The sequence below is a fragment of the Streptomyces sp. NPDC005492 genome (genome assembly GCF_040605995.1).
Taxonomy (GTDB): Bacteria; Actinomycetota; Actinomycetes; order Streptomycetales; family Streptomycetaceae; genus Streptomyces.
On record NZ_JBEXDX010000038.1, the window covers coordinates 16,877 to 30,032 of the forward strand.

Here is a 13,156-nt window from a genome sequence, read left to right on the forward strand (position 1 = left end):
GGTATGAGCAGTGATGCGCAGGCGTCACGCGGAGGCTGGGGCAGGCGCCGCTTCCTCGGCGCCCTGGCGGGAACCGCGGCAGTGGTCGCGGTCCCGGCACCGGCGTCACCACCGGCGGACCCCGAATCCGCTCCTACGACCGCCCAGGCACCGGCCGCGCGCCGCAGCGGGAAGGCCGCAGGCCCCCGCCCCCTCTACCTCGGCACGTACACCTCGGTCGACGGCGGCGGCACCGGCATCGGTCTGGCCACCTACGACGCGTCGACCGGCAGGATCACCGGCGCCGGCACGCTCACCGGCGTCGCCGACCCGTCGTATCTCGCCGTGCACCCCGACGGCCGCACGCTGTACGCGGTCGACGAGCAGACGGCCGGCGCGGTGACCGCCGTACGCCTCGCGGACCGCAAGGTGCTCGGCGCGCGGAGCACCGGTGGTGCGGGCCCCTGCCATCTGTCCGTGCACCCGACCGGACGCTGGCTGCTCAGCGCCAACTACACGTCCGGCAGCGTGGCCGTGCATCCGATCGACGCCTCGGGCGCGCTCGGCGAGCACACCGCTCTGGTGAAGCACTCGACTCCGCAGCCGGGTCCGGGCCAGGACGGCCCGCACGCGCACCAGTTCGTCACCAGTCCCGACGGCGGCCATGTCCTCGCCGTCGACCTGGGCACGGACACGGTCTACACCTACCGCCTGGACACCACGAAGGGCACACTCACCGAGGTCTCCCAGGCGCACACCCGGGCGGGCGCGGGCCCGCGCCACCTCACGTTCCACCCCGGCGGCCGGTACGCCTATCTGGCCAACGAGGTCGACGACACCATCGCGGTCTGCGCCTACGACCCGGCCACGGGCGCCCTGTCGATCGGCGCCCCGCAGTCGTCGGGCAGCACCGGCAACACCACCAACTACCCGGCACAGATCCTGGTGACGTCGGACGGCGCGTACGCCTTTCTCGCCAACCGGGGCGACAACACCCTGGCGCGGCACGCCGTCGAGGCCGACGGCGCCCGGCTCAAGCTGCTCGGGACTGTGCCGGTGAGCGGTGACTTCCCGCGGCAGATCGCGTTCTCGCCGGACGGGGCGCTGCTGTTCGCGGCGAACCAGAAGTCGGGCACCGTGAGCGTGTTCAGCGTGGATGACAAGAGCGGTGAACTGGGGCTCGCGGGCGAGCCGTTCGCCTCACCGGTCGCCGTCTGTGCGCTGCCGCTGTAGCGGGCGCGGGCAGGACGCGGCGCTGGCCTGGGTGAGCAGCACATGCATGCGCTCGGTGAGCTGGTCGACGGTGTCGGCGGGCGTGTGAAACGGCAGTCGTACGTCGCCCTGGGCGCGGGCCCGCTCGATGCGCAGGGTCAGTCCGTGCCGGTCGACGGCGAGGGGCTGGACGCGGACCGCGCCGTGCAGGCTGTCCGGCTCGACGAGGCGGGTGAGCCGCTCGACGGCGTCGGAGTGGCAGTCGGCGAGATGGGTCAGCAGTTGGGCCTCGGCGAGGGCCAGCGGGTCGGGTTCGGCGGCGGCGAACTCGTCGAGGTCGACGACGACCGCGCCGGACGGCGGGCGCAGCACCACGCGCGTCGCCCGGAAGGCCAGTTGGCCCTCCTCCGGCACGAACCAGCCGGCCAGCCACAGCCGGGCCCGGATGCGGTTGCGCACGGGGACGGGCGCGACGTCCGCGAACTCCAGGACCGCGGACGGCTCTCCGCGCGGCGCGCAGATCGCGGCCGCGAGCAGGGCGCTGTCCTCGGGCACCTGGAGGAGCACCCGGCCCTCGTCGTCCACGCTGTGCGCGCCGACGAACTCCTCGCGACCGCCCTCCGCGGTCACCGCGCAGGACCATGCGGCGGCGAGCACCGAGCGGGCCCGCTCGGCCGCGGCAGGCGCGGCCGTCCACGATTGACTGTCACCCATCCCTGAACCTCCTTAGGTAAGCCTTGCCTAACTTACCGAAGATCGGGGCGCACGCCAACCACGCCACGCAATCTCTTCACCGGTCGGTCAGGGCGAGATGACGCCCAACAGGGCCCGCGCGCACAGATCGCGCACCTGCTCCCGGCTCAACTCCGGGCCCCGCAGCCACTCCAGGCAGACGGCGGTGGTGAAGGCCAGCCAGCCGCGCACCGCGAGCTTCACATCGGCCCGTTCCCCGACGGCCTGCCCGAACTCGGGGTCCGCGGCCAGCGCGGCGAGGATCTGCCGCTCCTGCGCCGCCAACGCCCGCTGATAGACCCGCCGTACGGTCTGGTCCCCCGCCGCGTCGGCGCGATGGAAGGCGCGATAGCCGTGCGCGTGCGTGTGCACGTACTCCAGATAGGTGTCGAGGCCGACGGCGAGCTGTTCACGGGCGGGCACACCCGGGACGGCCGCCGTCATCCGCAGCATCCGCTCGCTCTCGCGCTCGACGACGGCCGCGAAGAAGTCCCGCTTCGTCGGGAAGTAGTGGTAGAGCAGACCGCGGGAGACCCCGGCGATCTCGGCGACCTGCTCGATCCACACATCGTCGTAGGGGTTCTCCGAGAACAACCGCGCGCCCACCGTGAGGAGTTGCTCCCGGCGCTCCCCGGTGCTGAGCCGGCGGCGTGTGCGCTCACCCTGGTTCGCGGCCATTCCCGCACTTTACTTGACGTCGGTTCAACGACGGGATCACACTGAAACCCACTATTGAACCCACGTACAACAGGCCCGGTGCCTTCAACGGTCCGCTGACTCAAGGGAGATCGCGTCATGGCGGAGACGACGACGGCCACGCCCACCGCACTGCCGAAGGGATTCCGGGACGCCGAACAGGGCTGGCCCCGCCTCGACCTCATCCCGCATCCCCCACGCCGGGTCCCGCTGCTCGGTGACGTCATCGGCGCCGACCGGCGCACTCCCCTTCAGGACTCCCTCCGCTACGCCCGCCAACTGGGCCCGATCTTCCGGCGGAAGGCCTTCGGCAAGGAGTTCATGTTCGTGTGGGGCGCCGACCTGGTCGCCGACATGGCGGACGAGTCGCGCTTCGCCAAGCATGTGGGCCTGGGCGTCGCCAACCTGCGGCCGGTCGCCGGGGACGGGCTCTTCACGGCGTACAACCACGAACCGAACTGGCAGTTGGCGCACGACGTCCTCGCTCCCGGCTTCAGCCGCGAGGCCATGGAGGGCTACCACCCGATGATGCTGTCCGTGGCCGAGCGGCTCACGGACCACTGGGACCGCGAGCTGGCCGCCGGGCGAGCCGTGGACGTGCCCGGCGACATGACCAAGCTGACGCTGGAGACGATCGCGCGCACCGGCTTCGGCCACGACTTCGGCTCATTCGAACGCGACCGCCCGCACCCCTTCGTGACCTCGATGGTGGGCACGCTCAGCTACGCACAGCGCCTCAACTCCGTGCCCGCACCGCTGGCCCCGCTCCTGCTGCGCACCGCGACCCGCCGCAACGAGGCCGACATCGCCTACCTCAACCGCACGGTCGACGACCTGGTGCGGACCCGCCGTACGGCGAGCGGCGACGGCGACCTGCTCGACCGGATGCTGGACACCACGCACCCGGAGACGGGCGAGCGGCTCTCCGCCGAGAACGTCCGCCGCCAGGTCATCACCTTCCTGGTCGCCGGCCACGAGACCACCTCGGGTTCTCTGTCCTTCGCCCTGCATTACCTCGCCCGCCACCCGGACGTCGCGGCCCGCGCCCGCGCCGAGATCGACCAGGTCTGGGGCGACGCCGAGATCCCGGCCTACGACCAGGTCGCCAAGCTGCGGTACGTCCGCCGGGTCCTCGACGAGTCGCTACGGCTCTGGCCGACGGCGCCCGCCTACGCCCGTGAGGCCACCCGGGACACCGAGGTCGCCGGGGTCCACCCGGTGCGGCGCGGCGCCTGGGCGCTGATCCTGACGCCGATGCTGCACCGCGACCCCGAGGTGTGGGGCGCGGACGCCGAGGAGTTCGACCCCGACCGCTTCGACGCCAAGGCCGTACGCTCCCGCGCCCCGCACACCTTCAAACCGTGGGGGACGGGGGCGCGGGCCTGCATCGGCCGCCAGTTCGCCCTGCACGAGGCGACGCTGGTCCTCGGACTGCTGCTGCGACGCTACGAGTTGCGCCCCGACCCGGCGTACCGGCTCCGCGTGACCGAACGCCTGACCCTGATGCCGGAAGGACTGCGGCTGCACCTGGACCGTCGCACGGCACCCGCGACGGCCGCACCGGTCGTGGTCGCGGACGACAGTCCCTCAGAGGCCCGCTGCCCAGTGCACAGGGCGGACGACTGACCCCGGCAGCCTGGTGCCCGCGCTGCCCCGGGCCGCGGCGACCTGGGGCTGGGTGAGGAAGAAGGCGCCGGTCAGATCGGCGTCCGTGAGGTCGGCGTCCCTCAGATCGGCACCGATCAGATCCGCGCCGCGCAGGTCGGCCCCGGTGAGATCGGCCGCGATGAGGTAGGCACCGCGCAGATCGGCCCCCCTCAGATCGGCGCCCTTGAGCCGGGCGCCCATGAGGTCGGCGCCACGACGGTCCTTCTTCTTCCCCTTCGCCCCGGCTCGCATCAGCTCGCTGGTCCGCAGCAGCAGCACGTTGACCTCCTGCCGGTACGCGCCCACGTCGAGCGCGCCGAGTTCTTCCGGTGTGCCGCGCGTGAGCGCCTCGGTCCTGGACAGCGCCCCGCGCACCTCGGCGTGGATCGACTCGGCCGGTGGCAGGGTGAGTGCTTCGGTCAAGTACCAGAGCAGTTCGTGGAGTTGGCGTACGACGGGGAACACGTCGAACATCCGGCGTGCCTGATCCTTCGACCCGGTACGCCAGTCCTGCCCGCCGAAGGTGACCTGCGAGACCTGCTGCCCGGCGCCGAAGCAGTCGTAGACCGTGCAACCGCTGAAGCCCGTCTGCCGGAGCTTCGCGTGGATTCCGCAGCGGTGATCAGTCCGGAGGTTGGGGCACGGCGTGCCCGCGGCCTTGTCGATCGCGAAGTCCGTCGCGCGGGTGAAGGGCAGCGCCACACAGCACAGTCCGAAACACCGCTCGCAGTCGCCGCGCAGATCGGACCGGTCCGCTATGTGGTCTTCCATGTCCTTCAGCGTACTGACCCGCTCGCGTCGAGGCGGGCCAGCCGGTCGGGGTCGGAAAGGATGTACATCTCGGTGATCCGGCCGTCGGCGACGGTGACGCCCATGACTGAGAGCACCTGTCCTTCCTCTGCGTTGACGAGCCCCACCGAGCCGTTGACCAGAGCCAGTCGGGCGAAGTGGGCGAACGGGGCGAACATGAGGGCCTGCTCGGCGACCGCGTGGGCGCCGCGCATCGCCTTGGAGGCGGCCGCGCCGCGTACCAGCGCGCCGGAGTCGGCGCGCAGGGCCACGTCCGGGTGGAGGAGGGCCACAAGCGCGTCGAAGTCGCCCTCGCGGGCGGCGGCGAGGAAGGCCTCGACGATCTCGCGCTGCCGGCCGAGGTCGGGGTCGGCGGACGGGGCCGCGCCCTGGACCCGGCGGCGGGCCCGGCTGGCGAGTTGGCGGGTCGTGGCCGGTGTGCGTTCCACGATTGGGGCGATGTCGTCGAAGGGCACCGCGAACATGTCGTGCAGGACGAAGGTGAGGCGTTCGGCGGGTTCCAGGGTCTCCAGGACGATGAGGAGGGCGAGGCCCACCGAGTCGGCCTGGAGGACTTCCGCCTCGGGGTCGAGGTCCGTCAGGGGCCTGATCAGCGGGTCGGGGACGAAGGTCTCGGAGAGGGTCTCGTCGATGGGTTCCTCGCGGCGCTTGGTGCGGGAGCGCAGGAGGTCGAGGCAGACTCGGCCGACGACCGTGGTGAGCCAGCCGCCGAGGTTCCTGATCTCGTCCGCGTCGGTGCGGCTGAGCTTCAGCCAGGTCTCCTGGACGGCGTCCTCCGCCTCGGGCAGCGAGCCGAGCATGCGGTAGGCCACCGCGCGCAGCCGGCCGCGGTGCTCCTCGAAGCGGTCCGCCAGCAGTTCCGTCTCGTCCATGCCGTCCCCCGTCGTGGAATCCGTGGTCGTACGCAGGCCCGGGTGATCCAATCACGCCCGCCGCCGCCACGGCCACGCCGTTTTCGGCGTCCCGCCGTCCGTTTGCGGGGCGGAGGGGGCGGGCCGACGATGAATCATGGACCCGGTCGGCGTCGCGTCCCGCAGGCTCCCGCGTATCGCGGCCATGGCCCTCGCCGTCCTCGCCACGGCCGTCCTCACCCTCGCGGCCACGGCCCGCTCCACCGTCGTCTCTCCAGGTTTCTACCGCTCGGCGCTGGACGAGCAGAAGGCCTACGACCGGCTCTACAACCAGGTGCTGGTCGATCCGCGCACGGCGGCCGTCACTCGCGGGCTGCTGGCCCGGCTGCCCGTTCCGGAGGCCCAGGTGACCTCCAATCTCAAGCTGGTGCTGCCGCCGGAGACGGTCCGGGACCTCACCCAGCGGCAGATCGACGCCGTGGTGGGCTACCTGGGCGGCGAGCGCGACTCGCTGGTCCTCACGGTCGATCTGCGGCCGGTGCTGACCCATCTCAACGACCTGGCGCAGATCTACTTCGGCGATCTCGTCGCCTCGGTCCAGAACCGGACCGAACCCGACTTCGACCGCTTCTCGGCCGACCTGTCCACCGCCCTGGGCGCCGTGACCGCGGGGCACGTCCCGACCAGGCTGCCCACACTGCCGTTGACCGAGACACAGGCGGAGCAGGCGACCGCGACGCTGGTGAGCGGTCTGCCCGCCGCGGACCGGGACGCCCTGCGTCCGACGGTCGAGGCCGCGCTGCGGGACGGCGATGTCGCGACCGCGCTCGCCACCGTCGCCCCCGCCGTCGTGTCGGACCGGACCCGGACGGCCGCCACTCAACTGCGGGCGACCTTCGACGGCGGCATCTGGAACCTCACGGACACCCTCGCCGCATCCGGCAACGACCTGGCTCCCCTCCACCGCGCCCGCGCCTACACCGCCGTCGGACTCGGCCTCACCGAGGCCCTCGCCTCGGCCCTCCTCGTCGTCGCGCTGACGATGCTGTGGGTCTACGGCGGCTCGACGGCTCCGGGCCGGCTCCTCCCCCTGGGCTGGTCGCTCGCGGCCGGTGGGGTGCTGGCCGGGCTGGTCGCCGTGCTGTTCCGGCTGGTCAGCGGTGGATGGGTGATCGATCCGCCGGGTTCCTGGCCGCCGAGCCTGGCCCGGCTGGTCGACGATGTGCAGCGCACGGCCGTGGACCGGATCACGGCCACCGCCCTGACGACCGCTCTGATCCCGGTGCTGGCCGGCGCCGTCCTGACCGGCGTGGGCTGGGCCCTCCAGGTCCGGCCGCACGTCCCCGTACTGCCCCGGCTGCGATGGCTGGCCCTGGCCACGGGCGGCGTCGCCGTCGCCGGTGTCCTGCTGGTGCCGTACGCCATCACGCCCACCACGTCCCGCAGTTGCGAGGGCAGCGCCAAGTTGTGCGACCGGCCCTACGACGAGGTCGCCTACCTCACCTCGCACAACGCGATGTCGACGACCGTCGACCGGTTCATCGGCCCGCTCCAAGACCCGGGAATCACCGCCCAGTTGGACGACGGGGTGCGCGCCCTGCAGATCGACACCTACCGCTGGGAGCGCCCGGACGAGATCACCGCGCGGCTCGCCGAGTCCGACTTCACCCCGGAACAACGGGAGTTCATCGCCTCGGCCGTGAACAGGGTCAACCCGCCACGCGAGGGGCTGTGGCTGTGCCACTCGGTGTGCCGGGCCGGTGCCGTCGCCCTGGTGCCCGCGCTGCGCGAGATCGGTGACTGGATGCGCGCCCATCCGACCGAGATCGTCACGCTGATCGTGCAGGACGCGATCAGCGGCGAGGACACCGAACAGGCCTTCACACAGGCCGGGTTGAACGACCTGGTGCACACCCCGGACCCCGATCCCACCAGGCCCTGGCCGACCCTGGGCGACATGGTCGACAGCGGGCGCCGACTCGTCGTCTTCGCCGAGCGGGCCGACGGTCCGGCGCCCTGGTACCGCAATTTCTACGACTACGGCATGGAGACCCCGTTCGCGTTCCGCACGCCGGACGCGATGAGTTGCGTACCGCATCGTGGTGGCAGCGACAAACGCCTGTTCCTGCTCAACCACTTCATCACCATCGACGGCGGCAGCCGCCTGGACGCGGGCGAGGTCAACGCCCGCCGGTACGTGCTCGACCGCGTCCACCGCTGTGAGCGGGAACGCGGTCGGCCGGTGAACTTCGTCGCCGTGGACTACACGACGATCGGGGACGCGGGCGGGGCCGTGGACACGCTCAACTCACAGCGCTGAGCGCCCTGTTGCTCAATAGCGTTGCGCCTTGGCCAGTTTGGGGGTCAGCACCGGCTCCGGCGGCTTCGTGCTGATGGCGACCGGCTGGGCCTTCGCACCGGGTGCGAGATCCTCGGCGCCGACATACCGGCTTTCGACCACCTTCCCCGAGGAGTCGAGGAATTCGACCTGGACGGCGTAGGACGCCTTCTTGGTGGTCTTGTTGGTGATGGTGACGACGACGGCGAGCAGTCCGCCGGTCTGAGCGCGCGGTTTGCCGGTCATGGTGACGTCCGCCATCGCGTTGCCCTCGCCCGTGACGCCCTTGAGTTCGTTCTGGGCGTCCTTGCTCGCGCGTGAGACCTCGGCCGACACCGAGGCCTCGAAAGAGGACGCGGCGGCCGAGGCGGAGGAAGCGGCGGCGGAGGCCCGGGCGCTCGCCGACGCGATCGCCGAGGAGGCGGCCGACTTCAGGGCCGACGGAGTCATGCCCGAGAAGGAGGCCGTGTCCGGGATCGAGGCCTGCGAGCTGCTGCCGGAGCTGTTGTTGTCGTCGCCGCAGGACACCAGCGCGACCGTGCTCGCCGCGACGACGGCGAGGACCAGGGCGGCCGGGCGGGCCCGGCGGAGAGACTTGGTATTCATCGAAATGAACCTTATGTTGGAAATTTCGATGCGGCATGTCCTTGTCGGCCACCCGGTGAGGCCTCGCCCGGACTACCTCATGCCTCGTCGCGCGTCAGCGCGATCAGCCGGTCCAGGACGCGTGGGCCGCCGACCCGTACGCCGTCGTGCTCGAACTCGTCGGTGACCCAGGTGCGCAGACCGCGGATCGAACGGGCGGTCTGCAAGGAGTGGGTCGCGTCGACGTACATGTCGTCGTGGTAGACGGCCGCGGCGACCGGCACCTCGTTGGCGGCGAGGCGCGCCGGGTCGTAGAGCGGCTGCCAGTCGGTGCGGGCGGCGAGGAGTTCGGCGGTGTCGCGGAGCGGGCGCAGGGCGGGGTCGCAGTCGAACATCCAGGGGTGGATCGACTCACCGGTGAAGAGGAGGGGCCCGTCGCCCGCGATTGTCTTGGCGGCGTCGAACTGCGGGAACTCGGCGCGCACCCGCTCCGCCGACCAGGCGGTGGGCCGGGCGTCCTGGCCGTAGCACGCCTCGTGGACCAGCGCGTAGAGGGGATGGCCGGCGTACGAGAGGAGGTTCTGGACCTCTTCCTGGAAGGCGTCGGAGAGTTCGTGACCCTGTGGGGTGCGGACGAAGGCGTTCTCCAGGAGGAAGTGGAGGCGGTGGCTGCCGTCGCTGCCGCCGAGCATGATGCCGAGGGACTGGAAGGCCTCGGCGGTGAGCCGGTAGCCGCCCGGGAGGACCGGCTCGTGGCACAGCAGGTGTTCGGCGATGCGGCGGGCCCGTTCCACGTCCTGCGGGTAGCGGGCGTAGTGGGCGGCGACCTTGCGCTCGATGCGCGGATAGGCCGCCCGGTAGACGTCGTCGGCGTGGGCGTCGAGGGACGGCAGGCCGCCGGTGACGAGGGCGGCGCGCAGGCCTTCGGGGGCGGTGGACAGGTAGTTCACCGTGCAGAAGCCGCCGAAGCTCTGACCGAGGACGGTCCAGGGGGCGCCGCCGGTGAGGGACGGGCGGATGGTTTCGCAGTCCCGGACGATCGAGTCGGCGCGGAAATGCGTGAGGTGGTCGGCCTGCTCGGCGGGGCCGCCGCGCAGGGGGAGCGTCTGGCGGGTGAGCGGGGTGGAGTGGCCGGTGCCGCGCTGGTCGAGGAGGAGCACGCGGTACTCGTCGAGGGCCCGGTCGAGCCAGGCCTGCCGTCCGACGAAACGATTCGCCCCGAAGCCCGGTCCGCCCTGGAGATAGACCAGCCACGGCAGGTCCTCCTGGTCCGCCTTGTCGCTCGCGACGGCCTCACGGGCGTAGAGCTCGATGGTCTCGCCCGTGGGGTCCTCGTGGTCGAGGGGCACGGTGAAGCGGCGGTCGGTGAGGACGACGCCGGGCTGGCGGTAGCTGACGGACAACGGGGCTCCTGGGACGGACGGGATGACGGGCCGCGTCACAGTTCAGCACATGCGCGTCCGATATCCGACCCCCTGGATCATGAAATCGTACTGACCGGCGAGTCAGCGGGCGGCGAGGCTGGAGCGGCGCACCACCAGTTCCGGCTGGAGCACGACCCGCCGGTGCTCGTGCGGGCGGGCTGCGGTCGCCGCCTCCGCCTCGGTCTCCTCCAGGAGCAGTTCGGCGGCGAGAGCGCCCATGGTGACGGCGGGCTGGCGCACCGAGGTGAGCGGTACGGCGGCGGCAGCGGCGAACTCGATGTCGTCGTAGCCGACGATCGCGAGGTCGTCGGGGACGCCGACCCCGGCCGCGTACATCGCCTGGAGCACGCCGAGGGCGAGGAGGTCGTTGGCGCAGAAGACGGCGGTGGGCCGCTCGGCGAGACCGAGCAGGCGGGCTCCGGCGTCTCGTCCGGCGGCCACGTCGAGCCGGTCGGTGGGCAGCTCGCGCAGCGCGTCGGGGTCAAGCCCGGCCTCGGCGAGCGCGTTCTTGGCGCCCGTACGGCGGTCCCGTACCTGGTTGAAGCCGGGCGGACCGCTGACGTACGCGATGGAGCGGTGCCCGGCGTCGATGAGGTGTCGCACGGCGAGCGCACCGCCCGCGACATCGTCGACGGAGACCGAGCACTCGGTGGTGCCCTCGGCGACACGGTCGACGAGCACAAAGGGGATGCCGTGCCGGCGGAACGAGTCGATGTTGCGTCCGGTCGCGTCGGCCGGGCTCAACAGCACGCCCCGCACCCGCTGTTCGGCGAAGAGCGAGAGGTACTCGGCCTCCTCGCCGGGGCTCTGCGCGCTGTTGCAGACCATGACCCCGAGCCCGGCCTCGCGCGCGGCCCGCTCGGCGCCGCGGGCCACGTCCACGAAGAACGGGTTGCCCATGTCGAGGACGAGCAGCCCCATGATCCGGCTGCGGCCCGCGCGCAGTTGCCGCGCCGACTCGCTGCGGACATAGCCGAGGCGGTCGATCGCGGACAGCACCCGGGCCCGGGTCTCCGTGGCGACGGTGTCCGGGCGGTTGATGACGTTCGAGACCGTGCCGACGGAGACTCCGGCGGCACGGGCGACGTCCTTGATACCCACCGGCTGGGCCATCAGGCGGAGACCTCCAGGGTGACATGGGGCGGCGGGAAGACCTTCACATTACCGTCATGACCTTCGGCGACTCCGGCGGCCGTCCCGGTCACGCGGGCAGGGCGAAGTCGACGACGTGGAGTGGCGAGGGGGTCGTACCGCTCGACTTCTCCTGGTACATGATCGACAGCACGTTGTCCGCCCGCACCCGCAGCTCGTCGACGACCACCTCGCCGAACGCGTTCAGATCGCTCGCGTCGTACAGGAGCGCCCAGTCGGTGTGCCCGGAGGCCTTCGAGGCGCCCGCGATACGGCCGTAGGGCAGGACCGCGTAGGCGTTGTCGTATCTGTCGAGGACCAGTCTGGTGCGCTGGCTGGAGGCGAGGGCGATGGGGATCTCGGTCTTCTGCCAGGTGCCGGCGGAGTTCTTGCGGAGGTGGAAGGCGCGGCCGTGGGCGATGCGGTCGGTGACGTAGTCCGTGGTGCACTGGCCGAAACGGCCGGGGACATAGCTGATGATCGCGTGCGGGAGGCCGGTGGAGTCGGTGGTCTGGCTCTCCTGGTTCATCAGTGAGTGGTCCGGGTTCAGGGAGTCCACGACCAGTCCACTGTCCGTGACGGACACAATGTCCGAACTGCCTGTTGTTCCTACGGCCGTTCCGGCGTCGTTGCGCCAACTGCGGCCGCGGTCCGTGGAGTAGACGTAGCCGGTGTCGTGGTTGGTGAGGCCACCGGCGTCGCACATCACGGCGGCGGACTGCTCGCGCCAGGTGAAGAGGGCGTGCAGGCGGCCGTTCACGTCGTAGTCGATACCGTGGAGGTACATGTTGCGGGCGGTGCTGGAGCCGTGCGTGCTGGTGTAGGTGCCGGTCGCGGCGGTCCACTCCCCCAGCGCGGTCCAGGCCGAACCGTCGTACTCCGCAAGGGCGTTGCGGCCGTTGCCGGAGATCCCGACGCGGTAGCTGAGCTGCAGTCTGCCTTCGGGGGTGGAGATGAACTGGGGGTAGGTGAACTGGGTGGTGAGGGCGACGCCGTCGAGTGTCGTCTGTGCGGCTCCGAAGGCGGCCGAAGTCCATGCCGTGGACGCCGGGTTGTCGAGGAGGCCGGCGATCGACTTCACGTAGAAGAAGCCGTCGCTGTGGGAGTCCATGTTGAGGTGCAGGCGGCCGTCGACCCTGGAGACGCCCATGGAGATGACGTTGTGGGAGTCGTCGCTCTTCAGGGTGTGGGCGAGGGTGATCCTCGACCAGGTGGTGGCGCCGAGGGCGCGGCGGGCGACGACCGCGTTGCGGGTTGCGGTGTACCAGGCCGCGTACTGGTGTCCCTTGTAGGTCAACAGGCCGTTCTTCTGGAACGAATTGTTGTTGACCAGGCCGTCGTAGGACACGAAGTAGACGGCGGTGGCGTCCAGTTGGGTGCGGTCCAGCAGGGTGAGTGTGGGGGCGGCGAGGCCGCTTCCGGCGGCGGTCATGAGAGGTGGAACACCTCCGTGAGGGGCTTCATCGCCTCGTCGGGACGGGCGCCGTCCAGGGACTCGAAGAACGGCGCCATCTCCGCCTGCCAGCGGGCGTTGATGTCGGTAGCCTCCATGCCGGCCTGGGCGGCGGCGAAGTCCTCGGTCTCCAAGTAGCCGACCAGCAGGCCGTCTTCGCGCAGGAAGAGCGAGTAGTTGTGCCAGCCGGTGGCCGAGAGTGCGTCGAGCATCTCGGGCCACACGGCGGCATGCCGCTCGCGGTACTCGTCGAGGCGGTCCGCCCGGACCTTCAGCAGGAAGCACACGCGCTGCATCA

12 protein-coding genes are annotated in these 13,156 nt (G+C 71.3%); 3 read left to right on the forward strand and 9 right to left on the reverse strand.

Features of this window, described 5'->3' with window-relative positions; all coding sequences use genetic code 11:
• Nucleotides 1–3 precede the first annotated feature (3 nt).
• Nucleotides 4–1,212 (forward strand): lactonase family protein, encoded by a 1,209-nt coding sequence (locus ABZT04_RS35170; RefSeq protein WP_356061549.1) that lies wholly within the window; start codon nt 4–6, stop codon nt 1,210–1,212.
• Here the strand turns inward: ABZT04_RS35170 and ABZT04_RS35175 are convergent.
• Together ABZT04_RS35175 and ABZT04_RS35180 are read right to left on the reverse strand one after the other, a co-directional pair.
• Nucleotides 1,180–1,905, reverse strand: a complete 726-nt coding sequence (locus tag ABZT04_RS35175) for a DUF2470 domain-containing protein (protein ID WP_356061552.1) — start codon at nt 1,903–1,905, stop codon at nt 1,180–1,182. The two genes, ABZT04_RS35170 and ABZT04_RS35175, sit on opposite strands and share 33 nt — an antisense overlap.
• Before the next feature lie 87 nt (nt 1,906–1,992).
• Nucleotides 1,993–2,601: a TetR/AcrR family transcriptional regulator gene (locus ABZT04_RS35180; RefSeq protein ID WP_356061555.1), complete on the reverse strand. Its 609-nt coding sequence runs from the start codon at nt 2,599–2,601 to the stop codon at nt 1,993–1,995.
• A gap of 117 nt (nt 2,602–2,718) precedes the next feature.
• Between ABZT04_RS35180 and ABZT04_RS35185 the strand changes: the two genes are divergently transcribed.
• A complete protein-coding gene (locus tag ABZT04_RS35185; protein WP_356061558.1) occupies nt 2,719–4,245 on the forward strand; it encodes a cytochrome P450 in 1,527 nt (508 codons plus the stop codon).
• Here ABZT04_RS35185 and ABZT04_RS35190 read toward each other — a convergent pair.
• Together ABZT04_RS35190 and sigJ are read right to left on the reverse strand one after the other, a co-directional pair.
• The gene (locus ABZT04_RS35190; protein ID WP_356061561.1) at nt 4,207–5,037 is read right to left on the reverse strand and encodes a pentapeptide repeat-containing protein; all 831 of its coding nucleotides are present in this window, start codon (nt 5,035–5,037) and stop codon (nt 4,207–4,209) included. The genes ABZT04_RS35185 and ABZT04_RS35190 overlap by 39 nt on opposite strands.
• Nucleotides 5,038–5,042: 5 nt before the next feature.
• Nucleotides 5,043–5,948: an RNA polymerase sigma factor SigJ gene (gene sigJ, locus ABZT04_RS35195; RefSeq protein WP_356061564.1), complete on the reverse strand. Its 906-nt coding sequence runs from the start codon at nt 5,946–5,948 to the stop codon at nt 5,043–5,045.
• Between the two features lie 136 nt (nt 5,949–6,084).
• Between sigJ and ABZT04_RS35200 the strand changes: the two genes are divergently transcribed.
• Entirely contained in the window at nt 6,085–8,247 is a 2,163-nt protein-coding gene (locus tag ABZT04_RS35200) for a PI-PLC domain-containing protein (RefSeq protein WP_356061567.1), read from the forward strand.
• Nucleotides 8,248–8,259: 12 nt separating this feature from the next.
• Here the strand turns inward: ABZT04_RS35200 and ABZT04_RS35205 are convergent, their stop codons facing one another.
• From ABZT04_RS35205 to ABZT04_RS35225, 5 genes are all read right to left on the reverse strand, one after another.
• Nucleotides 8,260–8,871 (reverse strand): FxLYD domain-containing protein, encoded by a 612-nt coding sequence (locus tag ABZT04_RS35205; RefSeq protein ID WP_356061570.1) that lies wholly within the window; start codon nt 8,869–8,871, stop codon nt 8,260–8,262.
• Between the two features lie 77 nt (nt 8,872–8,948).
• Nucleotides 8,949–10,253: an alpha/beta fold hydrolase gene (locus ABZT04_RS35210; protein ID WP_356061573.1), complete on the reverse strand. Its 1,305-nt coding sequence runs from the start codon at nt 10,251–10,253 to the stop codon at nt 8,949–8,951.
• 102 nt (nt 10,254–10,355) lie between these two features.
• Nucleotides 10,356–11,387 (reverse strand): LacI family DNA-binding transcriptional regulator, encoded by a 1,032-nt coding sequence (locus ABZT04_RS35215; protein ID WP_356061576.1) that lies wholly within the window; start codon nt 11,385–11,387, stop codon nt 10,356–10,358.
• An 88-nt stretch (nt 11,388–11,475) separates the two neighbouring features.
• Nucleotides 11,476–12,837, reverse strand: coding sequence for a BNR repeat-containing protein (locus ABZT04_RS35220; RefSeq protein ID WP_356061579.1), 1,362 nt, complete (start codon nt 12,835–12,837; stop codon nt 11,476–11,478).
• Entirely contained in the window at nt 12,834–13,154 is a 321-nt protein-coding gene (locus ABZT04_RS35225; protein WP_355911338.1) for an L-rhamnose mutarotase, read from the reverse strand. The genes ABZT04_RS35220 and ABZT04_RS35225 overlap by 4 nt, the downstream gene beginning before the upstream one ends.
• Nucleotides 13,155–13,156 lie beyond the last annotated feature (2 nt).